We start from the raw sequence: 25,052 nt of genomic DNA, 5'->3' as shown, positions 1-25,052 counted from the left end.
GCGACGAATTCTGAATAGCTGGGCTTTTATCGGCCGGGCAAGCGTCAGCCGCCGCCCGGCAAGACAAAGGTGAGGCGTTACGCCAGTTGCGATTGCGCCCAGAACAGACCGCTGGTGTACTCCGCTGGCAGCAGCGGCTTGATCGCTTCCAGCGTCGCGCTCAGACGGTCAGTATCGCTGTCGGTCAGGTTCAGGTGGCCGACTTTACGACCCGGGCGCACCTCTTTATCGTACCAGTGCAGGTGGACCAGCGGCAGCTTCAGCCAGTCGTAATTGAGATCGGTGCCGATCAGGTTGATCATTACCGACGGGCTGTTAACCACTGGCGGCGGCAGCGGCAGGCCGGTAATCGCTCGCAGATGCAGCTCAAACTGGCTGATGGAGGCGCCATTTTGCGTCCAGTGGCCGCTGTTGTGCACGCGCGGCGCCAGCTCGTTGATCAGCAGTCCCTCGGCAGTGACGAAGCACTCCATCGCCATCACGCCGACGTAGTTCAGCTCGTTCATGATCGCCGTCAGCATGCTTTCCGCTTGCTCCTGCTGGCGGACATTGGCCTGCGGGAAGGCGACGCTGGCGCGCAGAATACCGTCCTGATGCAGGTTGCGGGTCAGCGGGTAGAAGACGGTGCTGCCGTCATGGGCGCGGGCACCCACCAGCGACACTTCGCCGGAGAAGTTAATCCCCTGCTCGACGATGCACTCGCCGTAGTTATCGGCCGGTAGCTGATCGATCTCGTTTTCCCGCAGACGCCACTGGCCGCGGCCGTCGTAACCGCCAACGCGACGCTTAACGATCGCCAGTTCGCCAAGGCGGGCAAACACCGCCGGCCACTCGCTTTTATCCGCCAGCAGCTGCCACGGGGCAGTGGCGAGACCAAGCTTGTCAAACAGCTGCTTTTGCGTCAGGCGATCGGCGATAATTGGGAAGACGTCGCGGTTGACGAACGCCGGGTGGCGGGCCAGCTCGCGGGTGAGGGCGGTTTCCGGCCAGCGTTCAATTTCTGCCGTGATGACGCTCTGCTGGAATGGCACCGCTTCCGGATCGGCTTCCAGCCCCACCGGCCAGACGGCGATACCCAGCGGCTCGCCGGCCTGGCGCAGCATACGGCCTAACTGGCCGTTGCCGAGTACGCATACCTGTTTCATGCCGCACCCCGCGGGTCCGGGTTATCCAGCACTTCATCGGTTTGCGCCTGGCGCCAGGCGCTCAGGCGCTGGTGGAGTTCAGCATCATGCTGGGCGAGGATCTGCGCGGCAAGCAGACCGGCGTTCGCGGCGCCGGCTTTGCCGATGGCCAGTGTGCCGACCGGAATACCGCGCGGCATCTGAACAATGGAGTAAAGGCTGTCGACACCGCTTAAGGCTGCGCTCTGAACCGGTACGCCGAGCACTGGCACCAGGGTTTTCGCCGCAATCATGCCCGGCAGATGCGCCGCGCCGCCTGCCCCAGCAATAATCACCTGATAGCCATTGCTTTCGGCGCTTTCAGCGAAGCTGAACAGCTTATCGGGCGTGCGATGGGCGGAGACCACTTCGACATGGTACGGAACGTTCAGGGCATCAAGAATTTCTGCGGTAAATTGCATGGTAGCCCAGTCGCTTTTGGACCCCATCACGATGGCGATACGCGCCGAATTATTGCGGGAAGACATGCGTCTTAAAACTCCTGTGGGTGTGTTTCACACTGCTTTAGAGGCCACAGAGAATAGCATGAACTGCCGGCAAGGAAAACGGTTGCGTGTGCATGGTTAGCCGTCTTTTGTCTCACTCTGCGATGACGACGATCGCGGCTTATCGGCCTTGATCTCATTCATGCAACAAGTGATAAGCAGTACTAACCCCCAGGGGAGCATCAGGGTGCCCATCATCAGTAAATAGATTTGTACCAGTCGGCTCTCGTGAGGGCGGGTACAGAGCAAATAAATGGCATAGAAATAAATAACCCACGCCAGCATCGCACACCAGACAAACGTCAGCGTGTTGCCGAGAGCGACGCCGATTAAGGCGATATAACTTATCCCTAACGGATTGAGGATCGCGATGATCATTCCCCAGATCAGCGGCTGGCTCCACTTTTTCCTGCTCATGCTCGTTCCTTGAGAGTGATGTTGTGGAAGACTAGCATGCGCAATGCCGGCAGGAGCATATCTCCGTCCAGGCGAGAGGGGATTTCAGAATTGTGCTCGCGCAGGAATTAGAACGGGAAATGGATCAGTTCGACGTCGTCCGGCGTCACCTTCACCATCGAACCTTCGCTGTGCCAGGCGCCGAGTACCACGCGCCATGCGGGCTGGCCGTTGGCCTGCAGGTCATGGACCGCCGGGCGATGGGTATGGCCGTGGATCAGCCACTGCACGTGATGCCGCTCCATGGCGTTAACCACCGCCTGTGGATTCACATCCATAATTTCCATTGATTTGCTGCTATTGGCGGCTTTGCTGTCGGCGCGCATGCGGGCGGCGATGCGGCGGCGGACAAACAGCGGCAGAGCCAGGAATAGACGCTGGATCCACGGGGTGTGGACTTTCGCGCGAAACGCCAGATAGCCTTGGTCATCGGTGCACAGCGTGTCGCCATGCATAATCAAGACGTCACGGCCATAGAGGTCCAGTCGCTCTTCTTCGGCGAGCAGGATCATCCCGCTCTGACGGGCGAAGCGCTGGCCGACGAGAAAATCACGGTTGCCGTGAATGAAGTAGCAGGGCACGCCGGCGTCGACGACGGCTTTGATTGCCGTAGCGATTTGCTGATGCAACGGGTTGGGATCGTCATCGCCGATCCACGCCTCAAACAGATCGCCAAGGATATACAGGGCGTCCGCCTGACGGGCTTCCCCCTGTAAAAAACGCAGAAAACCGGCGGTGATCGCCGGTTCTTCTGTTTGCAGGTGCAAATCTGCAATAAAAAGTGTCGCCACGAATTACTCGCTGACGGTGACGCTTTTGATGATCACATCGTCTTTCGGCACATCCTGGTGCATGCCGCTGCGGCCGGTGGCAACCGCTTTGATTTTGTCAACCACGTCCATGCCTTCAACCACTTCCGCGAAGACGCAGTAGCCCCAGCCCTGCAGGCTTTCGCCGGAGAAGTTCAGGAAGTCGTTGTCAACCACGTTGATGAAGAACTGCGCGGTGGCAGAGTGCGGCGCCTGAGTACGGGCCATCGCCAGCGTGCCGCGGGTGTTTTTCAGACCGTTGTTCGCTTCGTTCTGAATCGGAGATTTGGTCGCTTTTTGTTTCATGCCAGGTTCAAAACCGCCGCCCTGAATCATGAAGCCGTTGATAACACGGTGGAAAATGGTGTTGTCGTAGAAACCTTCGCGGCAGTAGTCCAGGAAGTTTTTAACTGTTTCCGGCGCTTTGTCGTCAAACGTTTTGATTACGATATCGCCATGATTGGTGTGGAAAGTAACCATTTTTGCATCCTGTTCCGATGAGTGTGGTGCCAGCACCCGGTGTCGGGTGAGATATAGGGGGGTGTTATAGCATAACCGCGGGGGTCGATGCACCTTGCAATGTGTGCTGCGTCCTGTCTGAATTATGGGTATTATAGAGGCTTCATTACCCACACACGTCTACACGGAATCTTCGATGTTAAAAATTTTTAATACACTGACGCGCCAGAAAGAGGAATTTAAACCTATCCATGCCGGGGAAGTCGGCATGTACGTGTGTGGTATTACCGTTTACGATCTCTGTCACATCGGCCATGGGCGTACCTTCGTCTCCTTTGACGTTGTGGCGCGTTATCTGCGTTTTCTCGGCTATAAGCTGAAGTACGTGCGCAATATCACCGATATCGACGACAAAATCATTAAGCGCGCTAATGAAAACGGCGAAAGCTTTGTCGCGCTGGTCGATCGGATGATCGCCGAAATGCACAAGGATTTTGACGCCCTGAATATTTTGCGTCCCGACAGCGAGCCGCGCGCGACGCATCATATTGCGGAGATCATAGAGATTACCGAGCAACTGATCGCCAAAGGCCATGCCTATGTGGCGGATAACGGCGACGTAATGTTCGATGTGCCGACAGACCCGAACTACGGTTTGCTGTCGCGTCAGGATCTCGATCAGCTGCAGGCGGGGGCGCGCGTCGACGTGGTTGACGTCAAGCGTAATCCGATGGACTTCGTCCTGTGGAAGATGTCGAAAGAGGGCGAGCCAAGCTGGCCGTCGCCGTGGGGCGCAGGCCGTCCGGGATGGCATATCGAGTGCTCGGCGATGAACTGCAAACAGCTGGGCAACCATTTTGACATTCACGGCGGCGGTTCCGATCTGATGTTCCCGCATCACGAAAACGAAATCGCTCAGTCCACCTGCGCCCATGACGGCGAGTACGTTAACTACTGGATGCACTCCGGCATGGTGATGGTCGACCGCGAGAAGATGTCGAAATCGCTGGGCAACTTTTTTACCGTCCGCGACGTGCTGAAGTATTACGATGCCGAGACCATTCGCTACTTCCTGATGTCCGGCCACTATCGCAGCCAGCTGAACTATAGCGAAGAGAACCTCAAGCAGGCGCGTTCGGCGCTGGAGCGTCTGTACACCTCGCTGCGCGGTACCGACAAATCCGTCGACGCGGCGGGTGGCGAAGCCTTCGAAGCACGCTTTATCGAGGCGATGGACGATGACTTCAACACCCCGGAAGCCTACTCGGTGCTGTTCGATATGGCTCGCGAAGTGAACCGTCTGAAAACCGAGGACGCGGTCGCGGCGAACGCCATGGCGGCCCACCTGCGTAAGCTTGCGTCGGTGCTGGGGCTGCTGGAGCAGGAGCCGGACGCTTTCCTGCAGAGCGGTGCGCAGGCTGACGACGCGGAAGTGGCGGAAATTGAATCGCTTATCCAGCAGCGTCTGGACGCGCGTAAAGCGAAAGACTGGGCGGCGGCGGATGCGGCGCGCGATCGTCTTAACGAGATGGGTATCGTGCTGGAAGATGGCCCGCAGGGCACCACCTGGCGCCGGAAGTAAGCCATAAAAAAACGCCCGCAAAAGCGGGCGTTTTTCTTTTCGCTGTCAGGCCGTGACGGTCACGCTCTGGCCTTCAAAGCTCACCGTCTGACCAGCGACGATTTTGCAGCGTTTGCGGGTTTCCACCGCGCCGTCGACTTTTACCAGCCCGTCGGCGATGGCGATCTTCGCCTGGGCGCCGCTTTCGCTCCAGCCTTCGAGTTTCAGCAGATCGCACAGCTCAACGTGCGGGTGTTTTCCTAAGGAAAATGTCGCCATCTCAGGCCTCCTCAACGTCGTGGTACTCTTCGCACGCCTGCAGCGTGTTCTGAATCAGAGTGGCGACGGTCATCGGGCCAACGCCGCCGGGAACCGGGGTGATGTAGGAGGCGCGTTCAGCGGCATCTTCATACACCACGTCGCCGACCACTTTGCCGCTTTCCAGACGGTTAATGCCGACATCGACCACAATCGCCCCTTCTTTGATCCATTCGCCAGGAATAAAGCCCGGTTTACCCACCGCGACGATCAGCAGGTCGGCGTTTTCGACATGATGGCGCAGGTTTTTGGTAAAGCGGTGGGTGACGGTGGTGGTGCAGCCGGCCAGCAGCAGCTCCATGCTCATTGGGCGGCCAACGATATTGGAGGCGCCAATGACCACCGCATTCAGGCCGTAGGTGTCGATATTGTAGCGTTCCAGCAGCGTCACGATACCGCGTGGGGTGCACGGACGCAGGCGCGGCGCCCGCTGGCACAGGCGGCCAACGTTGTAAGGATGGAAGCCGTCAACGTCTTTATCCGGCGCGATGCGCTCAAGAACTTTGACGTTATCTATCCCTGCAGGCAGGGGCAGCTGAACCAGAATACCGTCGATGGTCTTATCGGCATTCAGGGTGTCGATAAGCTCCAGCAGCTCGGCTTCGCTGGTGGTTTCCGGGAGATCGTAAGAGCGGGAGACGAAGCCCACTTCTTCACATGCTTTGCGCTTGCTGCCGACATAAATCTGCGAGGCCGGGTTGCTGCCGACCAGCACGACGGCCAGCCCAGGGGCGCGTTTTCCGGCCGCAACGCGAGCCTTCACTTTTTCCGCAACCTCAGAGCGTACCTGCTGCGCAATCGTTTTACCGTCAATAATTTTTGCTGCCATCAGAGAGAGGATTCCATCTGTATCTTTACGAAAGGGGGATGAGGATATTTTGTCAGAAGCCGGCCTCGCTGTCAGTCCTCGTTTGCTGTTTTATCCTGTCCGGGGCGAATTTAGCCTGTTTTGACCCTGGTTATTACATGGTTATTGGTGCGTTGCGCCTGGCCACTTAGTCGATTTACTGGCGTAAGAGCCCCGCTGGTACGCTTCTTGTACAGTTGGTGGAGGATATTTCGCCAGCGTCGTATAAGCTCCACAGTTTCCTGGCAAAATGGATTGACTCAACCGACGTGGACCGTATAATTCCAGGCGTTTCACTCCGCGAAGCACTCGCTTCTCAGGGCGCCCTTAGCTCAGCTGGATAGAGCAACGGCCTTCTAAGCCGTAGGTCACAGGTTCGAATCCTGTAGGGCGTGCCATTAATAATCAATCACTTAATTACTTCCTCCAGTCGCTGATTTTTTCTTGTGGGACATATGTGGGACATATGTGGGACATCTTCTGCAAAAATCGAGTCAATTTTCCGTGCGTGTTCAGTCAGGTGGTTTGGCGCCAGGTGAGCATAGCGACGGACCATTTCGATGATTCTAATGTCTTGCAGTATCTGTCGGACGATGGCCAGTGAGAGTACAGCATTACGGCTCTGTAATATCGAACAGAATAGTTAATGCTGGTTATAGCTGAGTGCAGAATAAGCGCTCTGCAGGAATGTGAAAATATGTTGACGATAACAGGCTAATAGTCATTATAGCTTTAGGTTATGTCTGACTGGGTTAAGTATCGCATTTTAAGCTGGCGTGAAGTACAGTTGTTAAAGATCAATATTGAACACTATTTGAAAGCATACCCTCGATGTTCATCCACTGCCTGGAAAGATCCAAATGAACATCAAATTCGTCGTCATCTCCGTATTCGCTGTTGTGTGTGTCTTTGCATCAGATATTTCCATCGCCAAATCGAATTCCTTAAGCGATGATCAGGTCAGGCAAAGAATTATTGATGACTCTGTCGCATCCTATCCCGGTACCTGTGCCTGTCCCTTCAATACCGCCCGGAACGGCAGCTCGTGCGGTGGCCGCAGTGCCTGGAGCAAAGCTGGTGGGTACTCACCTATTTGCTACAAGAAAGAGGTAACAAAGGAGATGGTGAAGGCGTGGCGACAAGAGAATCAATGATACTAATCATTATCTGAACCAGGTGATTACTTACACTGGAATAGTAGGTGAAATAATATTAAATGATTATTTCGAATACGGCAGGCCATTTGCAGTAAGCACTGTTCTGTTAGAGGCGGCAGAGGCCACGGCATATATTATTTAACCTTGTGATATTTGACCCCAGCTAATCTTTTTCCCTCTCTGACGGATTAAGTGCCACGTATCCTGTTACGAAGAGCACCGGATTACTCACACATCAGATACTCCCTCTTCTCACGACAAAACCGGTTCAGCGTGTTGTGTGTGGAGACAGTACCCATCAACTCAATCTGATAACAAAAAGTTTAATTTTTTTCCCCGCCGCCCTGACTATAGTTAGGGCACTTTCACTTGCCCAAAAGGTCACGATTATGAAATTAGTTATCGCCTCCGTAATTTCCCTTCTCAGCTTCAGCGCGCTGGCGGCGCCAGAGGGCACGCTCAGCGTACACATTCTTAATCAGCAAACCGGGCTCCCTTCGCCGGGGGTGCAGATTGAGCTGGATAAGCAGCAAGGGGAGAGCTGGCAGCATATCGCCACCGGCAAAACGGATGCCGATGGGCGGATTAAATCGCTCTATCCGCAGGCGGAGAATATGGAGCCGGGGGTTTATAAAGTGACGTTTAAAACCGGTGACTATTTTAAAAGCCAAAACATGAATACGTTCTTCCCGGTGATTCCGGTTATTTTCAATGTAACAAAGCAAAATCAAAAACTGCATATCCCGCTGCTGCTCAGTCAGTACGGATACTCTACCTACCGCGGCAGCTGATGACCCAAGCCGCTATCCAGCCAACGCCTGCGCGTCTCCCGCAGGCGTCACCCTTTCCCCGCACAACGACCTCCACGCCTAACGCTCGGTCTCTTCCTCTTTTACGTGTTAATGGCCTCGCCGGACATCGCTGGCAGGGTGGGAAATCCTCAGATACGCAGACCGTGAGGAAAGGTCAATACCAGGGATAAATCTCTGGCGGGCCGGAAAGCGCTGCGCCTACACCGGCAGGAGGCTCATCATCAGCCAGGCGATGGCGATGCAGATAAGCGTCATCGACAGCACAAAATTCATGGTAGCTCCTCTTCATCCTTTCTGTACTCAGCGTAAATTTTGACAGCGCTGATCGCCTTTATCCTTGGCGATTTGTGCCGCTATCCGACGATGGGGTGGGGAAAGATGGCCTGTTTCCCCGGGAAGGCCAGCAAAATATCCTCTTTGTCAGAGTTATAGTGATGACATCAATGAATAAGCTGCATCACATTGGTTATGTTGGTCTTTCCGCCTGAAGAATGACTTCAGGTCGCTGATAAGCTGCTGGGGGAACTGACAGGATGAGCACCACACCGTTAACGCTTTCTATTGCCGGGCAACCGACGCCCATCACCCTGCCGCAGGTGCCGGGAACCCGGGGCCATGTGGGAGTCGACATACGCGAGCTGAATCACTCCGGATTCTGCAGCTACGACCCCGGCTTCGCCAACACCGCCGGATGCCAGTCGGCGATCTCGTGGATCGATACGGAAAACAGCGTGCTGCTGCACCGCGGCTATCCGGTGGATCAGCTGGCTCGCCAGTGTGATTTTCTCGAGGTGGCGTACATCATGCTGCGGGGCGACGCGCCGGATGAGGCCAGCTATCAAACGTTTCGCGAGACCATCACCCGCCATACCCTGGTGCACGAGCAGATAGCCCGCATGTGCAGCGGCTTTCGCCGCGATTCGCACCCGATGGCGCTGATGTGTGCTCTGGTGGGGGCGCTGGCGGCGTTCTATCATGATGTTCTGGACGTGGAAAATCCGCAGCACCGGGCGCTGGCCGCCACGCGGCTGCTGTCGAAAATGCCCACTATCGCCGCCATGAGCTACAAGTACACCATTGAACAACCCGCCGCCTATCCGCGCAACGATCTCTCCTATGCCGGAAATTTCCTGCAGATGCTGTTTGCTATCCCGGCCGAAAAGTACGTCCTCAATCCGGTTATCGAGCAGGCGATGAACCAGATCCTGGTCCTGCATGCCGATCACGGGCAGTGCGCCTCCACCACCACGGTGCGCGCGGCGGGCTCCTCCGGAGCGAACTTATTCGCCTGCGTCGCCGCCGGGCTGGCATCATTATGGGGACCGATGCACGGCGGCGCCAATGAGTCGAGCATGCGGATGCTGGAGGAAATTGAAAGCGTCGATCAGGTTCCGGCGTTTCTGCGTCAGGCAAAGCGCGACCCGCAGGCATTTCGCCGCCTCGGTTTTGGCAACTCGCGCTACCGTCACCGTGACCCGCGCGCCGATATCCTGCGTGAAACCAGCCATCGGGTCCTGGCGGAGGTAGGCATGTCTGACCGTCTGCTGCAGGTGGCGATGGCCCTTGAGGACGTGGCGCTGACCGACCCCTATTTTGTGGACAATGGCCTGTCGCCGAGCGTGGATTTTTATACCGCGGTGATCCTCAAGGCGATGAATCTGCCTTCGTCGATGTTTGCGGTGGTCACCGCGGTCGGTCGGACGGTCGGCTGGGTGGCGCACTGGAACGAGATGCACCAGGCGCCGCTGACCATCTACCGGCCACGGCAGATTTACGTTGGCGAGGGCTATCGGGATTACGTCTCCCGACGCGGCGAGCGGTCAACGGGCCCGCAGTGACAGCGGGTGAGGCGAACGCCAGCGCGACCTTCGTGGTGACCTATAACTGATCGGCCTGACGGCGCGGCGCCGTCAGGCATGCGCCAGTAAAGGAAACATCAACTTCCTGTCTTTAAACAAGTTTTCCTTCTGATCATAGACAAAGAGGATATCTTCTCCTTCAATCTTCTCGTACTCGCCGAGCCGGTCTTCATTGGGGGTAAAGCCGAGGATAGCCTGGTAAACATGGTCATCGGCCAGCTCGTTGACCAGCGTCGACAGGCTTTTGCCCGCATCGCAGAACAGGTCAAAGCAGATCAGCACCGGACCGTTTTGCATGGCGATAACCACTGCCTCATTTTTTGCCGAATAGTAAACGAAATGCTTCATAAAGGCTGAGCAATAAAACATCAGCAGGCCAAAGTTGTGCTCCACCCGCAGCGGTGAGAACGGGTTGGATTTTTCATAGTAATGGCGGAGCAGGGCGACATCGTCAGCGCTGTCCATATCCAGTTTGCGAAAATCACCAGCGCGCGGAGCGACCGGCATAATATATTGATGCTCTTCGCTGCGGGTGAAACCAAATTTGGGGTAAAAATCCACCGTGGTGGGATTGGCAAATAAAAAGAAGGCGTCCGCCTCCTGCTGCCAGTCCTGCAGAATATGGTGGATAAGCTGGCCGGCTAATCCCTTATTGCGGTGGTCCGGTTCGGTCATCACGGTACCAATCTGAATATACCGCCGGGGCTCGCCCTGCCAGCGCAGATCGATGATGTTGGCCGAGGCGTTAGCGATAATTTTATTACGTTCGACAAAGGCGTAGGGGATATAGGCGTCGGTCCAGTAACCTTGCTGATACCACTCTTCAAAAGACAGGTCGAAAGTCTTAACGGCAAGGTCAATGAAGCTTTTTCTTAATATGTTATTTTCTCTGACTTGCTTCACTAATTGATAATTCATTGTCATAGTTCCTTCTCACTATGGCTTCTGAAAGCGACGACGTCGGCAAAGGCACTTGCGTCGAATGAGCGCTGTAAACGTAGCATATCTGGGAAAAGGATCCGCAATGTCGATGCTTAACCTTTGCCCGAGTCACAAATAACCGCATGAAGGCGTCACAAATGACGTTGAACATCCCGCCGCGCAGCACGTTATCTCCGTGCTGCAGAGCAACCACGGGGCCAATGCAACAGGCGATGAGAAAATATGCTGTTTGTTTTTTGGGCAACCAGTCGCGGTGTAGAGGTCTGGTTTATTTTTTTATGCATAAAAAAGGAAGTTTTACGCGAAGTGGCTAATAATAGAGTAGCCGCAATCACAAGACTGAAATTAGTGATTGAACAACGTATAATATCGTGCTTTGTGTCTTAGTGTTACCGCACAAATTGGAAAAATACAACCGGCAGGATCCGCTACTTTATTTCGCGGTTTTTGCTCAGCTATTATTGAGTGAATTAACAGGATTACTATGTCAAATTTACCCAAATTTTCCCGCGCGCTGTTGCACCCGCGTTACTGGCTGTTATGGCTGGGAATTGGCCTCTTATGGCTGCTGGTGCAATTACCGTATCCGGTGATCTACCGACTGGGCACTGCGCTCGGGCGGCTGGCAATGCGGGTGATGAAAAGCCGCGCACGGATTGCCAGACGTAATCTCGAACTCTGCTTTCCCGCGATGAGCGTCGCCGAGCGTGAGGCACTGCTGGTGAAAAACTTTGAATCGCTGGGCATGGGGCTGATGGAGACCGGCATGGCCTGGTTCTGGCCGACGCACCGGGTGGCGCGCTGGACCGAGACCAGCGGCGTAAACGAGGTGGTCGAACTTCTGGAACAAAAGCAGGGCATCTTACTGATCGGTATCCATTTTCTGACCCTCGAAATGGGGGCGAGAATGTATGGCATGTTTACCCCGGGGATCGGCGTCTACCGGCCCAATGATAACCCGCTGATTGACTGGCTGCAGACCTGGGGACGCTTGCGCTCGAACAAGACCATGCTGGATCGAAAAAATCTGAAAGGCATGGTCAGGGCGCTGAAAGAGGGAGAGATCCTCTGGTACGCGCCGGATCATGATTACGGGCCGGCCAGCAGCGTTTTTGCGCCGCTGTTTGCTGTCGAGCAGGCGGCGACCACCACCGGCACCTGGATGCTGGCGAAGATGTCCGGGGCGACGATTGTGCCGTTTGTTCCGCGACGCAAGCCTAACGGTATGGGATATGAGCTGATCTCCCTGACGCCGGAGCGCACGCCGCCGCTAGCCAGCGCCGAGGTTACCGCGGCGTGGATGAACCAGATTATCGAACAGTGCATCCTGATGGCGCCTGAACAATATATGTGGCTGCACCGGCGCTTTAAGACCCGCCCGGAAGGGGTGCCGCCGCGTTACTGAACGCTGCGGCCAAAAAATCAGCGCACCGGTAGCACGCTTATTAAATCGCCGTCTATACTGAAAGAGCCTGATCTAAGGCCCATTCCAAGGAGATTGCAGGATGAAAAAAGTGATAGTCGCGTTAGCCCTTTCCGCCGTTGCGTTTGGCGCGTCCGCCGCGCAGTTGATCACCAAAGAAGAAGCTAAACACTTTAAACTGACCAAGGTCGGACCGATCTCGGTGGGGCCGTCAGGTGGGCAGTTCTCTTCACCTTCCGATCTGCACGATCAGCTCTCCAAGCTGGCCGATGAGAAAGGCGGAAAGTACTACGTGATTACTGCTGCGCGTGAGCATGGTCCTAACTTTGAAGCCACAGCGGAAGTGTATAAATAATCGATTCTTCCGCGTGCCATAACGGCACGCCACTGACTGAGCCTGGAGCGCATTACGCCTCCGGGCTTATTTTTTTCCGCTGCCCACGTTCCGACGGCTAAGCGGAAGCGAAAACGTTTTTTATCGCTATATATCAATTTGATGATCACGATGTTAATGAAATATTGCTTTTTATTGTCGCTAAAAGGCGAATTCCAACCTAATGCCTGAGGGAGTGACCCCTGGCAAAAATAGGTAGGACAAATGTGTTATCATCGCGCCTTTCCCTTTTTGTCTGGGGCTTTCTTGTATGCTACAACCTGTTGTTCGCGTCGGTGAATGGCTGGTAACCCCCTCTGTAAACCAAATCAGCAGGAAGGGGCGCCAGCTTACCCTTGAACCGCGTTTAATCGACCTTCTGGTCTTTTTCGCTCGCCATCCGGGGGAAGTGCTTAGTCGGGACGAGCTTATCGAAAACGTCTGGACCCGGAACGTTGTGACCAGCCACGTCGTCACGCAGAGTATTTCTGAACTGCGCAAGTCGCTCAAAGACGGCGACGACGTTAGCCTTGAGTACATCGCGACGGTACCCAAACGGGGGTATAAGCTCACGGTGCCGGTGATCTGGTGCACCGAAGAAGGGGAGGAACTCGCCCCACAGATGGAGGCGCTGACGCCTTCGCCTTCGGTCGCCGCGACCGCGCCGCCGGCTGCCGGTGCGCCGCCCGATGCGCCCGTCTCCGCCGCCGATCCCGCCGTGCCAGCTCCCGCTCCGACAGTGGCCAGTGCGCCGTCAGTGCGTAAACGGCTCACCACCGCCCTGGTGTGGGGACTGTTCCTGTTGGCGCTGGGCACCTGCGTGGCGCTGGTGGCGCTGTCGAGCATGGAATCGCGGCCGCCGGTCAACAAGGCGCGCCTGTTGCTTAATCCGCGCGATATCGATATCCACCTGGTGAATGGTAACTCCTGCACCAACTGGTCGTCGCAGCACTCCTACGCGGTCGGCCTGGCCAGCCTGATCACCACCTCGCTGAACACCTTCTCGACCTTTATGGTGCATGACAAAACGGACTACAACATCAATGAGCCGAGCAGTTCCGGTAAAACGCTAACCATTGAGTTCGTCAATCAGCGCCACTACCGGGCGCAGCAGTGCTTTATGTCGGTACAGTTGGTGGATAATGCCGACAGCTCGACGATGCTCGATAAGCGCTACTTTGTGACCAATGACAACCAGCTCACCATCCAGAACGATCTGATGAACAGCCTGTCGGATGCCCTGACGCAGCCGTGGCCGGCGCGGATGCAGGCGATGCTCAGGCAGTATCAACCCTCGCAAAGCGTGGCGTTAACCTATTTCTACCAGTCGCATCAGCTGTTAATGAAGGGCGATGTTGACTCATTAAGCAAGGCCAGCAGCCTGCTGGATGACGTGATTAAACGGGCGCCTGATTTTATTTATGCGTATGCCGAAAAGACGCTGGTGGATGTATTACGCCATTCGCAACAGCCGCTGGATGATAAACAGCTGGCAGCCCTCTACAGCGAAGTTGAGCGGGTAGGGGAGATGCCAGGTATTAAAGACATGGCGATTTATTATCAAATAAAAGCGGTGGATTTGCTGGGGAAGGGCAAAGTCGATGAAGCGAATACCGCGATTAACAGTGCGATCGATTTAGAGATGTCGTGGCTGAATTATGTGCTGTTAGGCAAAGTCTATGAGATGAAAGGTGAGAACCGGCTGGCAGCAGATTCTTACATTACGGCGTTTAATTTACGCCCCGGGGGAGACACATTGTACTGGATTGAAAACGGGGTTTTCCAGACGTCGGTCAACCGGGTGGTTCCGTATCTCGATAATTTCCTCTCTTCAGAATAAGTAAACCCTCATCGTGTACAAGGTTTTGGGCATGATGAGGTTAAATTTATGTTTCTCATGAAGCCTCTTGTTGTTATTTGTATTTAGCATTCAGGAGGCTTTAAATAACAGTTCGGCAACACACTGCATCTGGTTTAAGTGCATGTAAAACAACAATGTTTATCTTTTTATGACACCCTGTTGTCATGTTTATATGTTAAGCGAAAAAGGTCAAAATATCATTTGTCTGATGTTTGTTGTTATTTCACTTTATCTTTAGGACTTATCTCGTACAAATCAGTAATCTTGTTGGCAGTTGGTCGGGTCAATTAATGGTTCTGTATCATGATCTGTACCTCCCAAATAAACTTAGGAGAAAAACAACCATGAGTTCTGCCAAGAAGATCGGGCTATTTGCCTGTACCGGTGTTGTCGCCGGTAATATGATGGGGAGCGGTATTGCATTATTACCTGCGAACCTGGCCAGCATCGGTGGTATTGCCATTTGGGGCTGGGTGATTTCAATTATTGGTGCGATGTCTCTGGCTTATGTTTATGCCCGACTGGCCACTAAAAACCCGCAGCAGGGTGGCCCAATTGCTTACGCAGGGGAAATATCTCCGGCATTCGGTTTCCAGACCGGTGTGCTTTATTATCATGCAAACTGGATTGGTAACCTGGCTATCGGGATTACCGCGGTTTCTTATCTGTCTACGTTCTTCCCCATTTTAAATAACCCGGTGCCAGCAGGGATTGCCTGTATTGCCATCGTGTGGATCTTTACTTTCGTTAATATGCTCGGCGGGACCTGGGTCAGCCGTCTGACCACTATTGGTCTGGTGCTGGTGCTTATTCCAGTGGTGATGACCGCGGTCGTCGGCTGGCACTGGTTTGATGTCGCTACCTATCAGGCGAACTGGAACACCTCCAGCACCACCGATAGCCACGCGGTCATTAAAAGTATCCTGCTCTGCCTGTGGGCCTTCGTTGGCGTAGAATCCGCCGCCGTGAGTACCGGGATGGTGAAAAACCCGAAACGTACCGTACCGCTGGCTACCATGCTGGGTACTGCGATGGCCGGTATCGTCTATATCGCCGCGACTCAGGTTATCGCCGGTATGTATCCTGCTTCTCAGATGGCCGCGTCGGGTGCGCCGTTCGCGATTAGCGCCTCTACTATTCTCGGCGGCTGGGCTGCGCCGATGGTATCCGCTTTCACCGCCTTTGCCTGCCTGACTTCTCTGGGCTCGTGGATGATGCTGGTTGGCCAGGCCGGTGTCCGCGCCGCCAACGACGGTAACTTCCCGAAAGTGTATGGCGAAGTTGATAGCAACGGTATCCCGAAAAAAGGCCTGCTGCTGGCCGCAGTGAAAATGACCGCGCTGATGGTACTGATTACCCTGATGAACTCCGCCGGTGGTAAAGCCTCTGACCTGTTCGGCGAACTGACCGGTATCGCGGTACTGCTGACCATGCTGCCTTACTTCTACTCCTGTGTTGACCTGATTCGTTTTGAAGGCATCAACATCCGTAACTTTGTCAGCCTGATTTGTTCGGTACTGGGTTGCGTGTTCTGCTTCATCGCGCTGATGGGCGCAAGCTCCTTCGAACTGGCCGGCACCTTTATCGTTAGCCTGATTATCCTGATGTTCTACGGTCGCAAAATGCACCAGCGCCAGAACAACACATCGGATAGCAACAGCCCCGCTAACGCGCACTAATCAGTAACCCTTTTTCCTGAGGCTCCTTCCATCACCTGTCATAGCGCGACGGGAGGGGCTTTCTACATCTGGAGATTTGACTATGAACGTTATTGCAATCATGAATCACATGGGGGTTTACTTCAAAGAAGAACCCATCCGTGAACTGCATCGTGCTCTCGAACGCCTGGACTTCCGCATTGTCTACCCGAACGACCGTGACGACTTATTAAAACTGATCGAAAACAACTCTCGTCTGTGCGGCGTGATCTTCGACTGGGATAAATACAATCTCGAGCTGTGCGAAGAAATCAGCAAAATGAACGAGTACATGCCGCTGTATGCGTTCGCTAACACCTACTCCACGCTGGACGTTAGCCTGAACGATCTGCGCATGCAGGTTCGCTTCTTCGAATATGCGCTGGGCGCTGCGGAAGATATCGCGAACAAAATCAAACAGAACACTGACGAATATATCGACACCATTCTGCCGCCGCTGACCAAAGCGCTGTTCAAATATGTGCGTGAAGGCAAATACACCTTCTGTACCCCGGGCCACATGGGCGGTACCGCCTTCCAGAAAAGCCCGGTAGGCAGCATCTTCTACGATTTCTTTGGCTCCAACACCATGAAATCCGATATCTCGATTTCGGTTTCTGAACTGGGTTCCCTGCTGGACCACAGCGGCCCGCACAAAGAAGCGGAAGAGTATATCGCTCGCGTATTCAATGCTGAACGCAGCTATATGGTGACCAACGGCACCTCTACCGCCAACAAAATCGTCGGTATGTACTCCGCGCCGGCCGGCAGCACCGTATTGATTGACCGTAACTGCCACAAATCGCTGACTCACCTGATGATGATGAGCGACATTACGCCGATCTACTTCCGTCCGACCCGTAACGCCTACGGCATCCTCGGCGGTATCCCGCAGAGCGAATTCCAGCACGCGACTATCGCCAAGCGTGTGAAAGAGACGCCGAACGCGACCTGGCCGGTACACGCGGTGATCACCAACTCGACTTACGATGGTCTGCTGTACAACACTGACTTCATCAAGAAAACCCTGGATGTGAAATCCATCCACTTTGACTCCGCGTGGGTGCCTTACACCAACTTCTCGCCGATCTATGAAGGCAAATGCGGGATGAGCGGCGGCCGCGTCGAAGGGAAAGTGATTTACGAAACCCAGTCCACGCACAAACTGCTGGCGGCGTTCTCTCAGGCGTCGATGATCCACGTGAAAGGCGACGTTAACGAAGAGACCTTTAACGAAGCCTACATGATGCACACCACCACCTCTCCGCACTACGGGATCGTGGCGTCCACCGAAACCGCGGCAGCGATGATGAAAGGCAACGCCGGTAAGCGCCTGATCGACGGCTCTATCGAACGTTCCATCAAGTTCCGTAAAGAGATCAAACGTCTGAAAGGCGAGTCTGACGGCTGGTTCTTCGACGTATGGCAGCCGGAACATATCGACGGCCCTGAATGCTGGCCGCTGCGCTCCGACAGCGCATGGCACGGTTTCAAAAACATCGATAACGAACACATGTACCTCGACCCGATCAAAGTCACGCTGCTGACTCCGGGGATGAAGAAAGACGGCACCATGGATGACTTCGGTATTCCGGCAAGCATCGTGGCGAAATATCTCGACGAACACGGCATCGTGGTGGAGAAAACCGGTCCGTACAACCTGCTGTTCCTGTTCAGCATCGGTATCGACAAAACCAAAGCGCTGAGCCTGCTGCGTGCGCTGACCGACTTCAAACGCGCGTTCGACCTGAACCTGCGGGTGAAAAACATGCTGCCGTCGCTGTACCGTGAAGATCCTGAATTCTATGAGAACATGCGTATTCAGGACCTGGCGCAGAACATTCACAAACTGATTGAGCACCACAACCTGCCGGATCTGATGTTCCGCGCCTTCGAAGTGCTGCCATCGATGGTGATGACCCCGTATGCCGCGTTCCAGAAAGAGCTGCACGGTCAGACGGAAGAAGTGTACCTCGAAGAGATGGTCGGCCGCGTCAACGCCAACATGATCCTGCCGTATCCTCCGGGAGTGCCGCTGGTGATGCCGGGTGAAATGATCACCGAAGAGAGCCGTCCGGTGCTGGAGTTCCTGCAGATGCTGTGCGAAATCGGCGCCCACTACCCGGGCTTCGAAACCGATATCCACGGCGCCTATCGTCAGGCGGATGGTCGTTACACCGTTAAAGTGCTGAAAGAAGAGAATAACAAGTAATAGACGCACACCAGGGAAGTGGCTTGCCACTTCCCTTTTTCACGCTGCAAGGAGAACACATGAAAACACCCTCACAGCCGCGCGCGATTTACTACATCGTTGCGATCCAGATCTGGGAGTACTTCAGCTTTTACGGCATGCGCGCCTTACTCATCCTCTACCTCACCCACCAGCTTGGCTTCGACGACAGCCACGCCATCAGCCTGTTCAGCGCTTACGCATCTCTGGTTTACGTTACCCCTATTCTCGGCGGCTGGCTTGCCGACCGCCTGCTCGGCAACCGCACGGCGGTGATTGCCGGGGCGCTGTTGATGACTCTCGGCCACGTGGTGCTGGGCGTTGAGTCGACCTCCGCATGGAGCCTGTACGTCGCGCTGGCGATCATTATCTGCGGCTATGGCCTGTTCAAATCCAATATCAGCTGCCTGCTTGGCGAACTCTACGCCCACGACGATCCGCGTCGCGACGGCGGCTTCTCGCTGCTGTACGCCGCCGGCAATGTCGGCTCCATCGCCGCGCCCATCGCCTGCGGGCTGGCGGCCCAGTGGTACGGCTGGCATATCGGCTTCGCCCTGGCGGGAATCGGTATGTTCATCGGACTGATGATTTTCTTAAGCGGCAGCCGCCATTTCCGGCATACCCGCGGCGTCGATAAACCGGCGCTGCGGGCGGTGAAATTCGTGCTGCCGACCTGGGGTTGGCTGCTGGTGATGCTATGCCTTGCGCCGGTGTTCTTCACACTGCTACTGCAAAACAACTGGTCCGGCTATCTGCTGGCGATCGTCTGCTTGTTTGCCGCCCAGATGGTGGCGCGGATCATGATCAAAGCGCCCGAGCATCGTCGCGCGCTATGGCAGATCGTCCTGCTGATGCTTGCCGGGACGCTGTTCTGGGTGCTGGCTCAGCAGGGCGGGAGCTCGATTAGCCTGTTTATCGACCACTTTGTTAACCGCCGCCTGCTGAACTGGGAGGTGCCGACGGCGCTGTTCCAGTCGGTTAATGCGGTGGCGGTGATGGCGGCCGGCGTGGTACTGGCGTGGCTGATGCGCCCGGAAGGCAGCGTACGTTCGGTGCTGCGCGTCTGGTTGAAATTCGCTTTCGGCCTGCTGCTGATGGGCGGCGGCTTTATGCTGCTGGCGCTTAATGCCCGCCACGGCGCCGCTGACGGTCAGGCCTCGATGGGCATGATGGTCGCCGGGCTGGCGATGATGGGCTTTGCCGAACTGTTTATCGACCCGGTGGCGATGGCGCAAATCACCCGCCTGAACATGCCCGGCGTCACCGGGGTGTTGACCGGGATCTACATGCTGGCCACCGGCGCGGTGGCCAACTGGCTGGCGGGCGTGGTCGCCCAGCAGACCACCGAATCGCAAATCAGCGATACGGCGATTGCCGCCTATCAGCATTTTTTCTCGCAGATGGGCGAATGGACCCTCGGCTGCGTGGCGGTGATGGTGATTATCGCCTTTGCCGCAGCCTGTAGCGTCGGCAAACGCCGCGCGGCGGCTGGCGAACTTCCCGGCGGCGGCGCCTGATGCGCGTCCCGGCGGGCTATCGGCCAGCGCGATTTATCGCCCCGGTAAGCGCAGCGCGACCGGGGGTATTCCATCAACAGCGGAGCGCAAAGCCGCTCCTTGCACAGCGTAGTGAACAGGAGGAGGATATTCTGGCAGGCGCGGAAGCCAACGATAAAAAATACCGTTAGTGAAGGCATAGCTGAGTGAGATCAGCTTGAAGTGAAGCCAGATTCGTTACTCTTGTTCTTCGGTGTAAAGCCGGAGACAGGCCGCGCGGAAGGGTGACCTGGTTCAATTTATCGAAGCTAGTTTGAAAGCAAGGTTATGAGGAACCCATATGTCTGAACAACAAGCACAAGGTGCCGATGAGGCCATTGACCTTAATAATGAACTGAAAACTCGTCGCGAAAAACTGGCTGCGCTGCGTGAGCAGGGCGTAGCTTTCCCCAACGATTTCCGTCGCGATCATACCTCTGACCAATTGCACGCTGAATTCGATGCGAAGGATAACGATGAACTCGCTTCCCTGAACGTTGAAGTTGCGGTGGCCGGCCGGATGATGACCCGCCGCGTGATGGGCAAAGCCTCCTTCGTCACCCTCCAGGACGTCGGCGGCCGTATCCAGCTGTACGTGGCCCGCGATGACCTGCCGGAAGGCGTCTACAACGAACAGTTTAAGAAATGGGATCTCGGCGACATCATTGCCGCCCGCGGCAAGCTGTTCAAAACGCAAACCGGCGAACTCTCCATCCACTGCACCGAGCTGCGCCTGCTGACCAAAGCCCTGCGCCCGCTGCCGGATAAATTCCACGGCCTGCAGGATCAGGAAGTCCGCTATCGCCAGCGCTATCTGGATCTGATCGCTAACGAAGAGTCGCGCCATACGTTCCGCATCCGCTCGCAGATCCTCGCGACCATGCGTCAGTTCATGGTGGCTCGCGGCTTTATGGAAGTGGAAACCCCGATGATGCAGGTGATCCCTGGCGGCGCGTCCGCCCGTCCGTTTATCACTCATCACAACGCGCTCGATCTCGATATGTACCTGCGCATCGCGCCGGAACTGTATCTGAAACGTCTGGTGGTCGGCGGTTTCGAACGCGTGTTTGAAATCAACCGTAACTTCCGCAACGAAGGGATCTCGGTACGTCATAACCCAGAGTTCACCATGATGGAACTGTACATGGCGTACGCGGACTACAAAGACCTGATCGAACTGACCGAGTCGCTGTTCCGCACCCTGGCGCAGACGGTGCTGGGCAAAACCGAAGTGCCGTATGGCGACCAGGTGTTTGACTTCGGCAAGCCGTTTGAAAAACTGACCATGCGCGAGGCGATCAAAAAACATCGTCCGGAAACCAACATGGCGGATCTGGATAACTTCGACGCGGCGAAAGCGCTGGCGGAATCTCTCGGCATTCAGGTAGAGAAAAGCTGGGGTCTGGGGCGCATCGTCACCGAAATCTTCGATGAAGTGGCGGAAGCGCACCTCATCCAGCCGACCTTCATTACCGAATACCCGGCGGAAGTCTCCCCGCTGGCGCGCCGCAACGACGTGAACCCGGAAATCACCGACCGCTTCGAGTTCTTCATCGGCGGCCGCGAAATCGGTAACGGTTTCAGCGAGCTGAACGATGCGGAAGATCAGGCGCAGCGTTTCCAGGATCAGGTCAACGCCAAAGCGGCGGGCGATGACGAAGCGATGTTCTATGACGAAGACTACGTCACCGCGCTGGAGTACGGCCTGCCGCCGACCGCCGGTCTGGGCATCGGTATCGACCGCATGGTGATGCTGTTTACCAACAGCCATACCATCCGCGACGTAATCCTCTTCCCGGCCATGCGTCCGCAGAAGTAATCTGTTGCACTCCCTCCCGGCCCGCGCCGGGAGGTCTCCCCGCATGCGTCACATCACATTGCTTGCCTGGCCGGACGAACCGGTCACCGCAGTCTATCGGCATGGTGTGCCCACGCTGGGGAGCAGGGAGTTTACTCTATTTTTTGCAACGTGCCGCGCTGGCTGCCGTTTGTCCAGTTGCCGTTAAAGGCGTCGTTGAGAGTAAAGGTTGAGTTTTTCACCCGGAAAGTCAGCTTACCCTGGCTCGCTTTCGCGTCCTCCGCCAGATGACCATGAGTTTTCACCGTTTTAGCGGTGACGGTAATCTCATCAATTTTATCGCCATATTCAGTATAAACATACCAGGTGCCCAGCCAGGGGCCGAAGCCGCTGCTGGCCTGCTGCGCGGCGGCGGCATTCTCGGCTTTGGTTTTATGAATATCGCAGGTGGTCCCGTCGGTCATCTGCGTACAGCCGGAGCGTTCAAGCTGCTCCCGGTATTTCGCGCTAATGGCGTGGGCCGGCGCGGCGGCGACCAGCGCCAGGGTGAGGGTGGTGAAAAGCCAGGTCTTATTCATCTTATTGTTTCTCATTGCGATAGCGGCGCGCATTGTCATAAAGGTTGATACACATTGGTGTATTCTCCGGGGGCGTCAGAATAAATATAACCGCAGCCATTCCTGTCAAATAATGAGCAGAAAGGCGAAGGGTTATTTATTTGTAAAAACATCATTACCCTGATTTTATTTATCACCGTATCTTCCCGCTGCTTGTCATATTATTGCAGAGAGAATGTTAAGTAATTGATGTTTTAAAAGCGATTATTTGTCACTTACGCAAATAACAGCAGGCCAGGCCTGGGCGCAGGGCTAAAGCCCGCGCTGGTGCGGTATTGAGTTTTTTTCATATTGCTATCATCATATTTCGAATGAAAGGGATAACCTCTGAAACGGGTTATTAAGCCAGTAATTTTTATCTGCAAAATAAGCCTGCGGCAAGCATTATTTCCATTAATTTTTCAGGGCTACTGGCGACAACGGATATTCCGCCCGCGGCAATGATGGATTTCCATCATTTCTCCGTTTTCATCGCTGGTCGTCGCCTGCTTATAGTGACGGCACACCAGACGACTGGCTGAAAAGGAGATAAACATGGCGACAGAGCACCTGCAGTGGGGCATTAGCCCCCTGTGCTGGACCAACGATGTGCTGGAGGATTTAGGCGGCGATATCCCTCTCGACACCTGTCTGCGCGAGGCGCGGGAGGCGGGATTTCAGGGCATTGAGTTAGGGCGCAAGTTTCCCCGCCAAACGGAGACGCTGGGGCCTCTGCTGGCGGCGGCTGACCTGCGGCTGGCGTCCGGCTGGTACAGCGGCTTACTGGCTGACCGCAGCGTGGAAGCGGAGCTGGAGGCGGTGCGGGGCCACGCGCAGCTCCTCCAGCAGCTCGGCGCCAGGGTCATGGTCTATGGCGAGTGCGGGCAACTGCCCGGTGAAACGCCGCTTGATGAGCCGATCTCGCTCTCACCGCCGTTAAGCCGCGTCAGTCTGACGGCGTATTGCCATAAGCTGAATACCTTTGCCGACCTGCTTCTGCGGGACTACGGTCTGCGGCTGGCCTATCACCATCACCTGATGATGCTGGTGGAGCACGACGATGAGCTGGAGCGGTTTCTGTCACAGACCCATGACAACGTCGGGCTGGCGTTTGATACCGGACACGCCTTCGTCGCCGGGGTCGATATCCCGCGCGTGCTGGAAAAATATGGTCACCGTATACGCCATCTGCATCTGAAAGACGTCCGTCCGCAGGTGCTGGGGCGCCTGTATCGCGAAAACCTGAGCTTTAACGAGGCGGTGCGCGCGGGGCTGTTTACCATCCCAGGCGACGGCTGCATCGACTATGCGCCGATCCTCGACTTTGCCCGCGACAGCGACTACCGCGGCTGGCTGATTATCGAAGCCGAGCAGGACCCGGCGATGGCGCCGCCGTTGGCCACCGCCCGCCGCGCCTTCGCCTGGCTGGCACACCATTTCTCGTCCCCTTCATCATCAGAGGAGCACGCATCATGAGCGCGCGGTTAAATATTGGTCTCATCGGCTCCGGTTTTATGGGCCAGGCGCACGCCGACGCTTACCGTCGCGCGGCCATGTTCTATCCCGATCTGCCGAAGCGCCCCTATCTTTACGCGCTGGCGGATCAGGATCAGGCGCTGGCCGAACGTCATGCGGTGAAGCTGGGGGCGGAGAAGGCTTACGGTGACTGGCGCGAACTGGTGAACGATCCGCTGGTGGACGTGGTGGATATTACCTCGCCGAACCATCTGCACTACACGATGGCGATGGCGGCGATCGCGGCGGGTAAACATGTCTATTGCGAGAAGCCGCTGGCGGTTAACGAGCAGCAGGCGCAGGAGATGGCGCAGGCGGCCCGGCGCGCGGGGGTGAAGACCATGGTGGCCTTTAATAACATCAAAACCCCGGCGGCGCTGCTGGCAAAGCAGATTATCGCACGGGGCGATATTGGCGAACCGGTGCGCTTTCGCGGCACCTTTGATCAGGGGTTTTATAACGACCCGAACCTGCCCTGGTCCTGGCGCTGCTCGAAAACCCTCGGCGGCAGCGGGGCGCTTGGCGACCTCGGCGCCCATACCCTGTCCGTCGCCCAGTTTTTGATGGGCGGGATCCGTGAAGTGACCGCCAGCGCGCAAACCTGTCTGCGCCAGCGTCCGGTACCGCAGACCGATGCCGGGTATGCCAGCCGGGTCGCGGCCGATGCCGAGTGGCGGGAAGTGGAAAATGACGATCAGGTTCAGTGTCTGGTCAATTTTGACAGCGGCGCCGCGGGGGTGATTGAAGCCTCGCGCATCGCCGCCGGGCGCATCTTCGGCGTCTTTTGGGAGGTCTCCGGCACCGAAGGCACGCTGTATATGGACGGGGAGCGCTTTAACGAACTGCAGGTCTATCGCTTCCGCGATGACAAACACGACCGCGGCTTTAAAACGCTGTATGCCGGGAGCCAGATCCCGGCCTATGCCGGCTTCTTCGGCTTCGATTTTGGCGGCGGCGGGCTGGGCTATTTTGACGTCAAGGTGATTGAAGTGCATGACCTGGTGCAGGGGATTTGCGGGGACGACGACTGCTATCCCAGCTTTGAATTTGGTTTACAGAATCAGCGTGTGCTGTCGGCGATTGAAGCCTCGATGGTCAGCCGTCGCTGGGTTAACGTGGTTAAGGATTAAGGAGC

General features: G+C 55.9%; 23 protein-coding genes, 1 tRNA gene and 1 pseudogene. 15 read left to right on the top strand and 10 right to left on the bottom strand.

Annotation, left to right across the window (positions count from 1 at the left end; translation table 11 throughout):
* Positions 1 to 77 precede the first annotated feature (77 nt).
* The 5 genes from purK to ppiB all read right to left on the bottom strand — a co-directional run bounded on the left by purK (position 78) and on the right by ppiB (position 3,414).
* On the bottom strand, positions 78 to 1,145 hold the full coding sequence (gene purK / locus ACLEXF_RS12995; protein WP_057213751.1) for a 5-(carboxyamino)imidazole ribonucleotide synthase: 1,068 nt from the start codon (positions 1,143 to 1,145) through the stop codon (positions 78 to 80).
* Positions 1,142 to 1,651: a 5-(carboxyamino)imidazole ribonucleotide mutase gene (gene purE / locus ACLEXF_RS12990; protein WP_004204711.1), complete on the bottom strand. Its 510-nt coding sequence runs from the start codon at positions 1,649 to 1,651 to the stop codon at positions 1,142 to 1,144. Before purE ends, purK begins: the two co-directional genes overlap by 4 nt.
* A gap of 96 nt (positions 1,652 to 1,747) precedes the next feature.
* Positions 1,748 to 2,086, bottom strand: a complete 339-nt coding sequence (locus ACLEXF_RS12985) for a hypothetical protein (protein ID WP_407259901.1) — start codon at positions 2,084 to 2,086, stop codon at positions 1,748 to 1,750.
* A 107-nt stretch (positions 2,087 to 2,193) separates the two neighbouring features.
* Positions 2,194 to 2,916, bottom strand: coding sequence for a UDP-2,3-diacylglucosamine diphosphatase (gene lpxH, locus ACLEXF_RS12980; RefSeq protein ID WP_004204708.1), 723 nt, complete (start codon positions 2,914 to 2,916; stop codon positions 2,194 to 2,196).
* A 3-nt stretch (positions 2,917 to 2,919) separates the two neighbouring features.
* Positions 2,920 to 3,414, bottom strand: coding sequence for a peptidylprolyl isomerase B (gene ppiB, locus ACLEXF_RS12975; protein WP_004151319.1), 495 nt, complete (start codon positions 3,412 to 3,414; stop codon positions 2,920 to 2,922).
* Positions 3,415 to 3,589: 175 nt separating this feature from the next.
* Here ppiB and cysS point away from each other — a divergent pair, with 175 nt between their 5' ends.
* Positions 3,590 to 4,975, top strand: a complete 1,386-nt coding sequence (cysS, locus tag ACLEXF_RS12970) for a cysteine--tRNA ligase (RefSeq protein WP_114506120.1) — start codon at positions 3,590 to 3,592, stop codon at positions 4,973 to 4,975.
* Between the two features lie 45 nt (positions 4,976 to 5,020).
* On the opposite strand, the gene ybcJ is transcribed toward cysS, so the two are convergent.
* Together ybcJ and folD are read right to left on the bottom strand one after the other, a co-directional pair.
* Complete coding sequence (ybcJ, locus tag ACLEXF_RS12965) at positions 5,021 to 5,233, bottom strand: ribosome-associated protein YbcJ (RefSeq protein WP_004143016.1); 213 nt, start codon at positions 5,231 to 5,233, stop codon at positions 5,021 to 5,023.
* A gap of 1 nt (position 5,234) precedes the next feature.
* Complete coding sequence (gene folD, locus ACLEXF_RS12960) at positions 5,235 to 6,101, bottom strand: bifunctional methylenetetrahydrofolate dehydrogenase/methenyltetrahydrofolate cyclohydrolase FolD (RefSeq protein ID WP_004143017.1); 867 nt, start codon at positions 6,099 to 6,101, stop codon at positions 5,235 to 5,237.
* 339 nt (positions 6,102 to 6,440) lie between these two features.
* Here folD and ACLEXF_RS12955 point away from each other — a divergent pair.
* Positions 6,441 to 6,517 (top strand) — tRNA-Arg (locus ACLEXF_RS12955).
* Positions 6,518 to 6,528: 11 nt separating this feature from the next.
* Here ACLEXF_RS12955 and ACLEXF_RS12950 read toward each other — a convergent pair.
* Positions 6,529 to 6,681, bottom strand: a pseudogene (locus ACLEXF_RS12950) (hypothetical protein); the annotation flags it as partial.
* A gap of 298 nt (positions 6,682 to 6,979) precedes the next feature.
* On the opposite strand from ACLEXF_RS12950, the gene ACLEXF_RS12945 reads away from it, so the two are divergent.
* The 4 genes from ACLEXF_RS12945 to ACLEXF_RS12930 all read left to right on the top strand — a co-directional run bounded on the left by ACLEXF_RS12945 (position 6,980) and on the right by ACLEXF_RS12930 (position 9,926).
* The gene (locus tag ACLEXF_RS12945) at positions 6,980 to 7,273 is read left to right on the top strand and encodes a hypothetical protein (RefSeq protein ID WP_049092949.1); all 294 of its coding nucleotides are present in this window, start codon (positions 6,980 to 6,982) and stop codon (positions 7,271 to 7,273) included.
* A 392-nt stretch (positions 7,274 to 7,665) separates the two neighbouring features.
* A complete protein-coding gene (gene uraH, locus ACLEXF_RS12940) occupies positions 7,666 to 8,067 on the top strand; it encodes a hydroxyisourate hydrolase (protein ID WP_002892366.1) in 402 nt (133 codons plus the stop codon).
* Between the two features lie 368 nt (positions 8,068 to 8,435).
* On the top strand, positions 8,436 to 8,576 hold the full coding sequence (locus ACLEXF_RS12935) for a hypothetical protein (RefSeq protein WP_032446989.1): 141 nt from the start codon (positions 8,436 to 8,438) through the stop codon (positions 8,574 to 8,576).
* Positions 8,577 to 8,621: 45 nt separating this feature from the next.
* On the top strand, positions 8,622 to 9,926 hold the full coding sequence (locus ACLEXF_RS12930) for a citrate synthase (RefSeq protein WP_032455652.1): 1,305 nt from the start codon (positions 8,622 to 8,624) through the stop codon (positions 9,924 to 9,926).
* Between the two features lie 72 nt (positions 9,927 to 9,998).
* Here ACLEXF_RS12930 and ACLEXF_RS12925 read toward each other — a convergent pair whose 3' ends face one another.
* Positions 9,999 to 10,865, bottom strand: coding sequence for a GNAT family N-acetyltransferase (locus ACLEXF_RS12925; RefSeq protein ID WP_004202384.1), 867 nt, complete (start codon positions 10,863 to 10,865; stop codon positions 9,999 to 10,001).
* Between the two features lie 508 nt (positions 10,866 to 11,373).
* Between ACLEXF_RS12925 and ACLEXF_RS12920 the strand changes: the two genes are divergently transcribed.
* The 7 genes from ACLEXF_RS12920 to lysS all read left to right on the top strand — a co-directional run bounded on the left by ACLEXF_RS12920 (position 11,374) and on the right by lysS (position 21,827).
* Positions 11,374 to 12,294, top strand: a complete 921-nt coding sequence (locus ACLEXF_RS12920; protein ID WP_017898813.1) for a Kdo(2)-lipid IV(A) acyltransferase — start codon at positions 11,374 to 11,376, stop codon at positions 12,292 to 12,294.
* 100 nt (positions 12,295 to 12,394) lie between these two features.
* Complete coding sequence (locus ACLEXF_RS12915; protein WP_004202387.1) at positions 12,395 to 12,667, top strand: DUF1471 domain-containing protein; 273 nt, start codon at positions 12,395 to 12,397, stop codon at positions 12,665 to 12,667.
* A gap of 289 nt (positions 12,668 to 12,956) precedes the next feature.
* The gene (gene cadC, locus ACLEXF_RS12910) at positions 12,957 to 14,525 is read left to right on the top strand and encodes a lysine decarboxylation/transport transcriptional activator CadC (protein ID WP_017898812.1); all 1,569 of its coding nucleotides are present in this window, start codon (positions 12,957 to 12,959) and stop codon (positions 14,523 to 14,525) included.
* A 365-nt stretch (positions 14,526 to 14,890) separates the two neighbouring features.
* On the top strand, positions 14,891 to 16,225 hold the full coding sequence (cadB, locus tag ACLEXF_RS12905) for a cadaverine/lysine antiporter (RefSeq protein WP_004202389.1): 1,335 nt from the start codon (positions 14,891 to 14,893) through the stop codon (positions 16,223 to 16,225).
* An 82-nt stretch (positions 16,226 to 16,307) separates the two neighbouring features.
* Complete coding sequence (cadA, locus tag ACLEXF_RS12900) at positions 16,308 to 18,455, top strand: lysine decarboxylase CadA (protein ID WP_002892486.1); 2,148 nt, start codon at positions 16,308 to 16,310, stop codon at positions 18,453 to 18,455.
* Positions 18,456 to 18,514: 59 nt separating this feature from the next.
* A complete protein-coding gene (gene dtpD, locus ACLEXF_RS12895) occupies positions 18,515 to 19,990 on the top strand; it encodes a dipeptide permease DtpD (RefSeq protein WP_004202391.1) in 1,476 nt (491 codons plus the stop codon).
* A 319-nt stretch (positions 19,991 to 20,309) separates the two neighbouring features.
* Positions 20,310 to 21,827: a lysine--tRNA ligase gene (lysS, locus tag ACLEXF_RS12890; protein WP_004202393.1), complete on the top strand. Its 1,518-nt coding sequence runs from the start codon at positions 20,310 to 20,312 to the stop codon at positions 21,825 to 21,827.
* A gap of 131 nt (positions 21,828 to 21,958) precedes the next feature.
* On the opposite strand, the gene ACLEXF_RS12885 is transcribed toward lysS, so the two are convergent.
* Entirely contained in the window at positions 21,959 to 22,384 is a 426-nt protein-coding gene (locus ACLEXF_RS12885; protein WP_260206442.1) for a hypothetical protein, read from the bottom strand.
* A 573-nt stretch (positions 22,385 to 22,957) separates the two neighbouring features.
* Between ACLEXF_RS12885 and iolE the strand changes: the two genes are divergently transcribed.
* Together iolE and ACLEXF_RS12875 are read left to right on the top strand one after the other, a co-directional pair.
* A complete protein-coding gene (iolE, locus tag ACLEXF_RS12880) occupies positions 22,958 to 23,878 on the top strand; it encodes a myo-inosose-2 dehydratase (RefSeq protein WP_004202396.1) in 921 nt (306 codons plus the stop codon).
* Positions 23,875 to 25,047, top strand: coding sequence for a Gfo/Idh/MocA family protein (locus tag ACLEXF_RS12875; protein WP_004202397.1), 1,173 nt, complete (start codon positions 23,875 to 23,877; stop codon positions 25,045 to 25,047). The genes iolE and ACLEXF_RS12875 overlap by 4 nt, the downstream gene beginning before the upstream one ends.
* Positions 25,048 to 25,052 lie beyond the last annotated feature (5 nt).

This window comes from Klebsiella pneumoniae complex sp. WS1778, from assembly GCF_049472055.1.
GTDB classification, from domain to species: Bacteria; Pseudomonadota; Gammaproteobacteria; order Enterobacterales; family Enterobacteriaceae; genus Klebsiella; species Klebsiella quasipneumoniae.
This window is presented reverse-complemented; position numbering and strand designations above follow the sequence as displayed.

Excerpts from the sequence above, each read along its gene's own strand:
- purK (WP_057213751.1), bottom strand. The coding sequence starts at position 1,145 with ATGAAACAGGTATGCGTACTCGGCAACGGCCAGTTAGGCCGTATGCTG.
- purE (WP_004204711.1), bottom strand. The coding sequence starts at position 1,651 with ATGTCTTCCCGCAATAATTCGGCGCGTATCGCCATCGTGATGGGGTCC.
- ACLEXF_RS12985 (WP_407259901.1), bottom strand. The coding sequence starts at position 2,086 with ATGAGCAGGAAAAAGTGGAGCCAGCCGCTGATCTGGGGAATGATCATC.
- ppiB (WP_004151319.1), bottom strand. The coding sequence starts at position 3,414 with ATGGTTACTTTCCACACCAATCATGGCGATATCGTAATCAAAACGTTT.
- cysS (WP_114506120.1), top strand. The coding sequence starts at position 3,590 with ATGTTAAAAATTTTTAATACACTGACGCGCCAGAAAGAGGAATTTAAA.
- ybcJ (WP_004143016.1), bottom strand. The coding sequence starts at position 5,233 with ATGGCGACATTTTCCTTAGGAAAACACCCGCACGTTGAGCTGTGCGAT.
- folD (WP_004143017.1), bottom strand. The coding sequence starts at position 6,101 with ATGGCAGCAAAAATTATTGACGGTAAAACGATTGCGCAGCAGGTACGC.
- ACLEXF_RS12945 (WP_049092949.1), top strand. The coding sequence starts at position 6,980 with ATGAACATCAAATTCGTCGTCATCTCCGTATTCGCTGTTGTGTGTGTC.
- uraH (WP_002892366.1), top strand. The coding sequence starts at position 7,666 with ATGAAATTAGTTATCGCCTCCGTAATTTCCCTTCTCAGCTTCAGCGCG.
- ACLEXF_RS12930 (WP_032455652.1), top strand. The coding sequence starts at position 8,622 with ATGAGCACCACACCGTTAACGCTTTCTATTGCCGGGCAACCGACGCCC.
- ACLEXF_RS12925 (WP_004202384.1), bottom strand. The coding sequence starts at position 10,865 with ATGAATTATCAATTAGTGAAGCAAGTCAGAGAAAATAACATATTAAGA.
- ACLEXF_RS12920 (WP_017898813.1), top strand. The coding sequence starts at position 11,374 with ATGTCAAATTTACCCAAATTTTCCCGCGCGCTGTTGCACCCGCGTTAC.
- ACLEXF_RS12915 (WP_004202387.1), top strand. The coding sequence starts at position 12,395 with ATGAAAAAAGTGATAGTCGCGTTAGCCCTTTCCGCCGTTGCGTTTGGC.
- cadC (WP_017898812.1), top strand. The coding sequence starts at position 12,957 with ATGCTACAACCTGTTGTTCGCGTCGGTGAATGGCTGGTAACCCCCTCT.
- cadB (WP_004202389.1), top strand. The coding sequence starts at position 14,891 with ATGAGTTCTGCCAAGAAGATCGGGCTATTTGCCTGTACCGGTGTTGTC.
- cadA (WP_002892486.1), top strand. The coding sequence starts at position 16,308 with ATGAACGTTATTGCAATCATGAATCACATGGGGGTTTACTTCAAAGAA.
- dtpD (WP_004202391.1), top strand. The coding sequence starts at position 18,515 with ATGAAAACACCCTCACAGCCGCGCGCGATTTACTACATCGTTGCGATC.
- lysS (WP_004202393.1), top strand. The coding sequence starts at position 20,310 with ATGTCTGAACAACAAGCACAAGGTGCCGATGAGGCCATTGACCTTAAT.
- ACLEXF_RS12885 (WP_260206442.1), bottom strand. The coding sequence starts at position 22,384 with ATGAATAAGACCTGGCTTTTCACCACCCTCACCCTGGCGCTGGTCGCC.
- iolE (WP_004202396.1), top strand. The coding sequence starts at position 22,958 with ATGGCGACAGAGCACCTGCAGTGGGGCATTAGCCCCCTGTGCTGGACC.
- ACLEXF_RS12875 (WP_004202397.1), top strand. The coding sequence starts at position 23,875 with ATGAGCGCGCGGTTAAATATTGGTCTCATCGGCTCCGGTTTTATGGGC.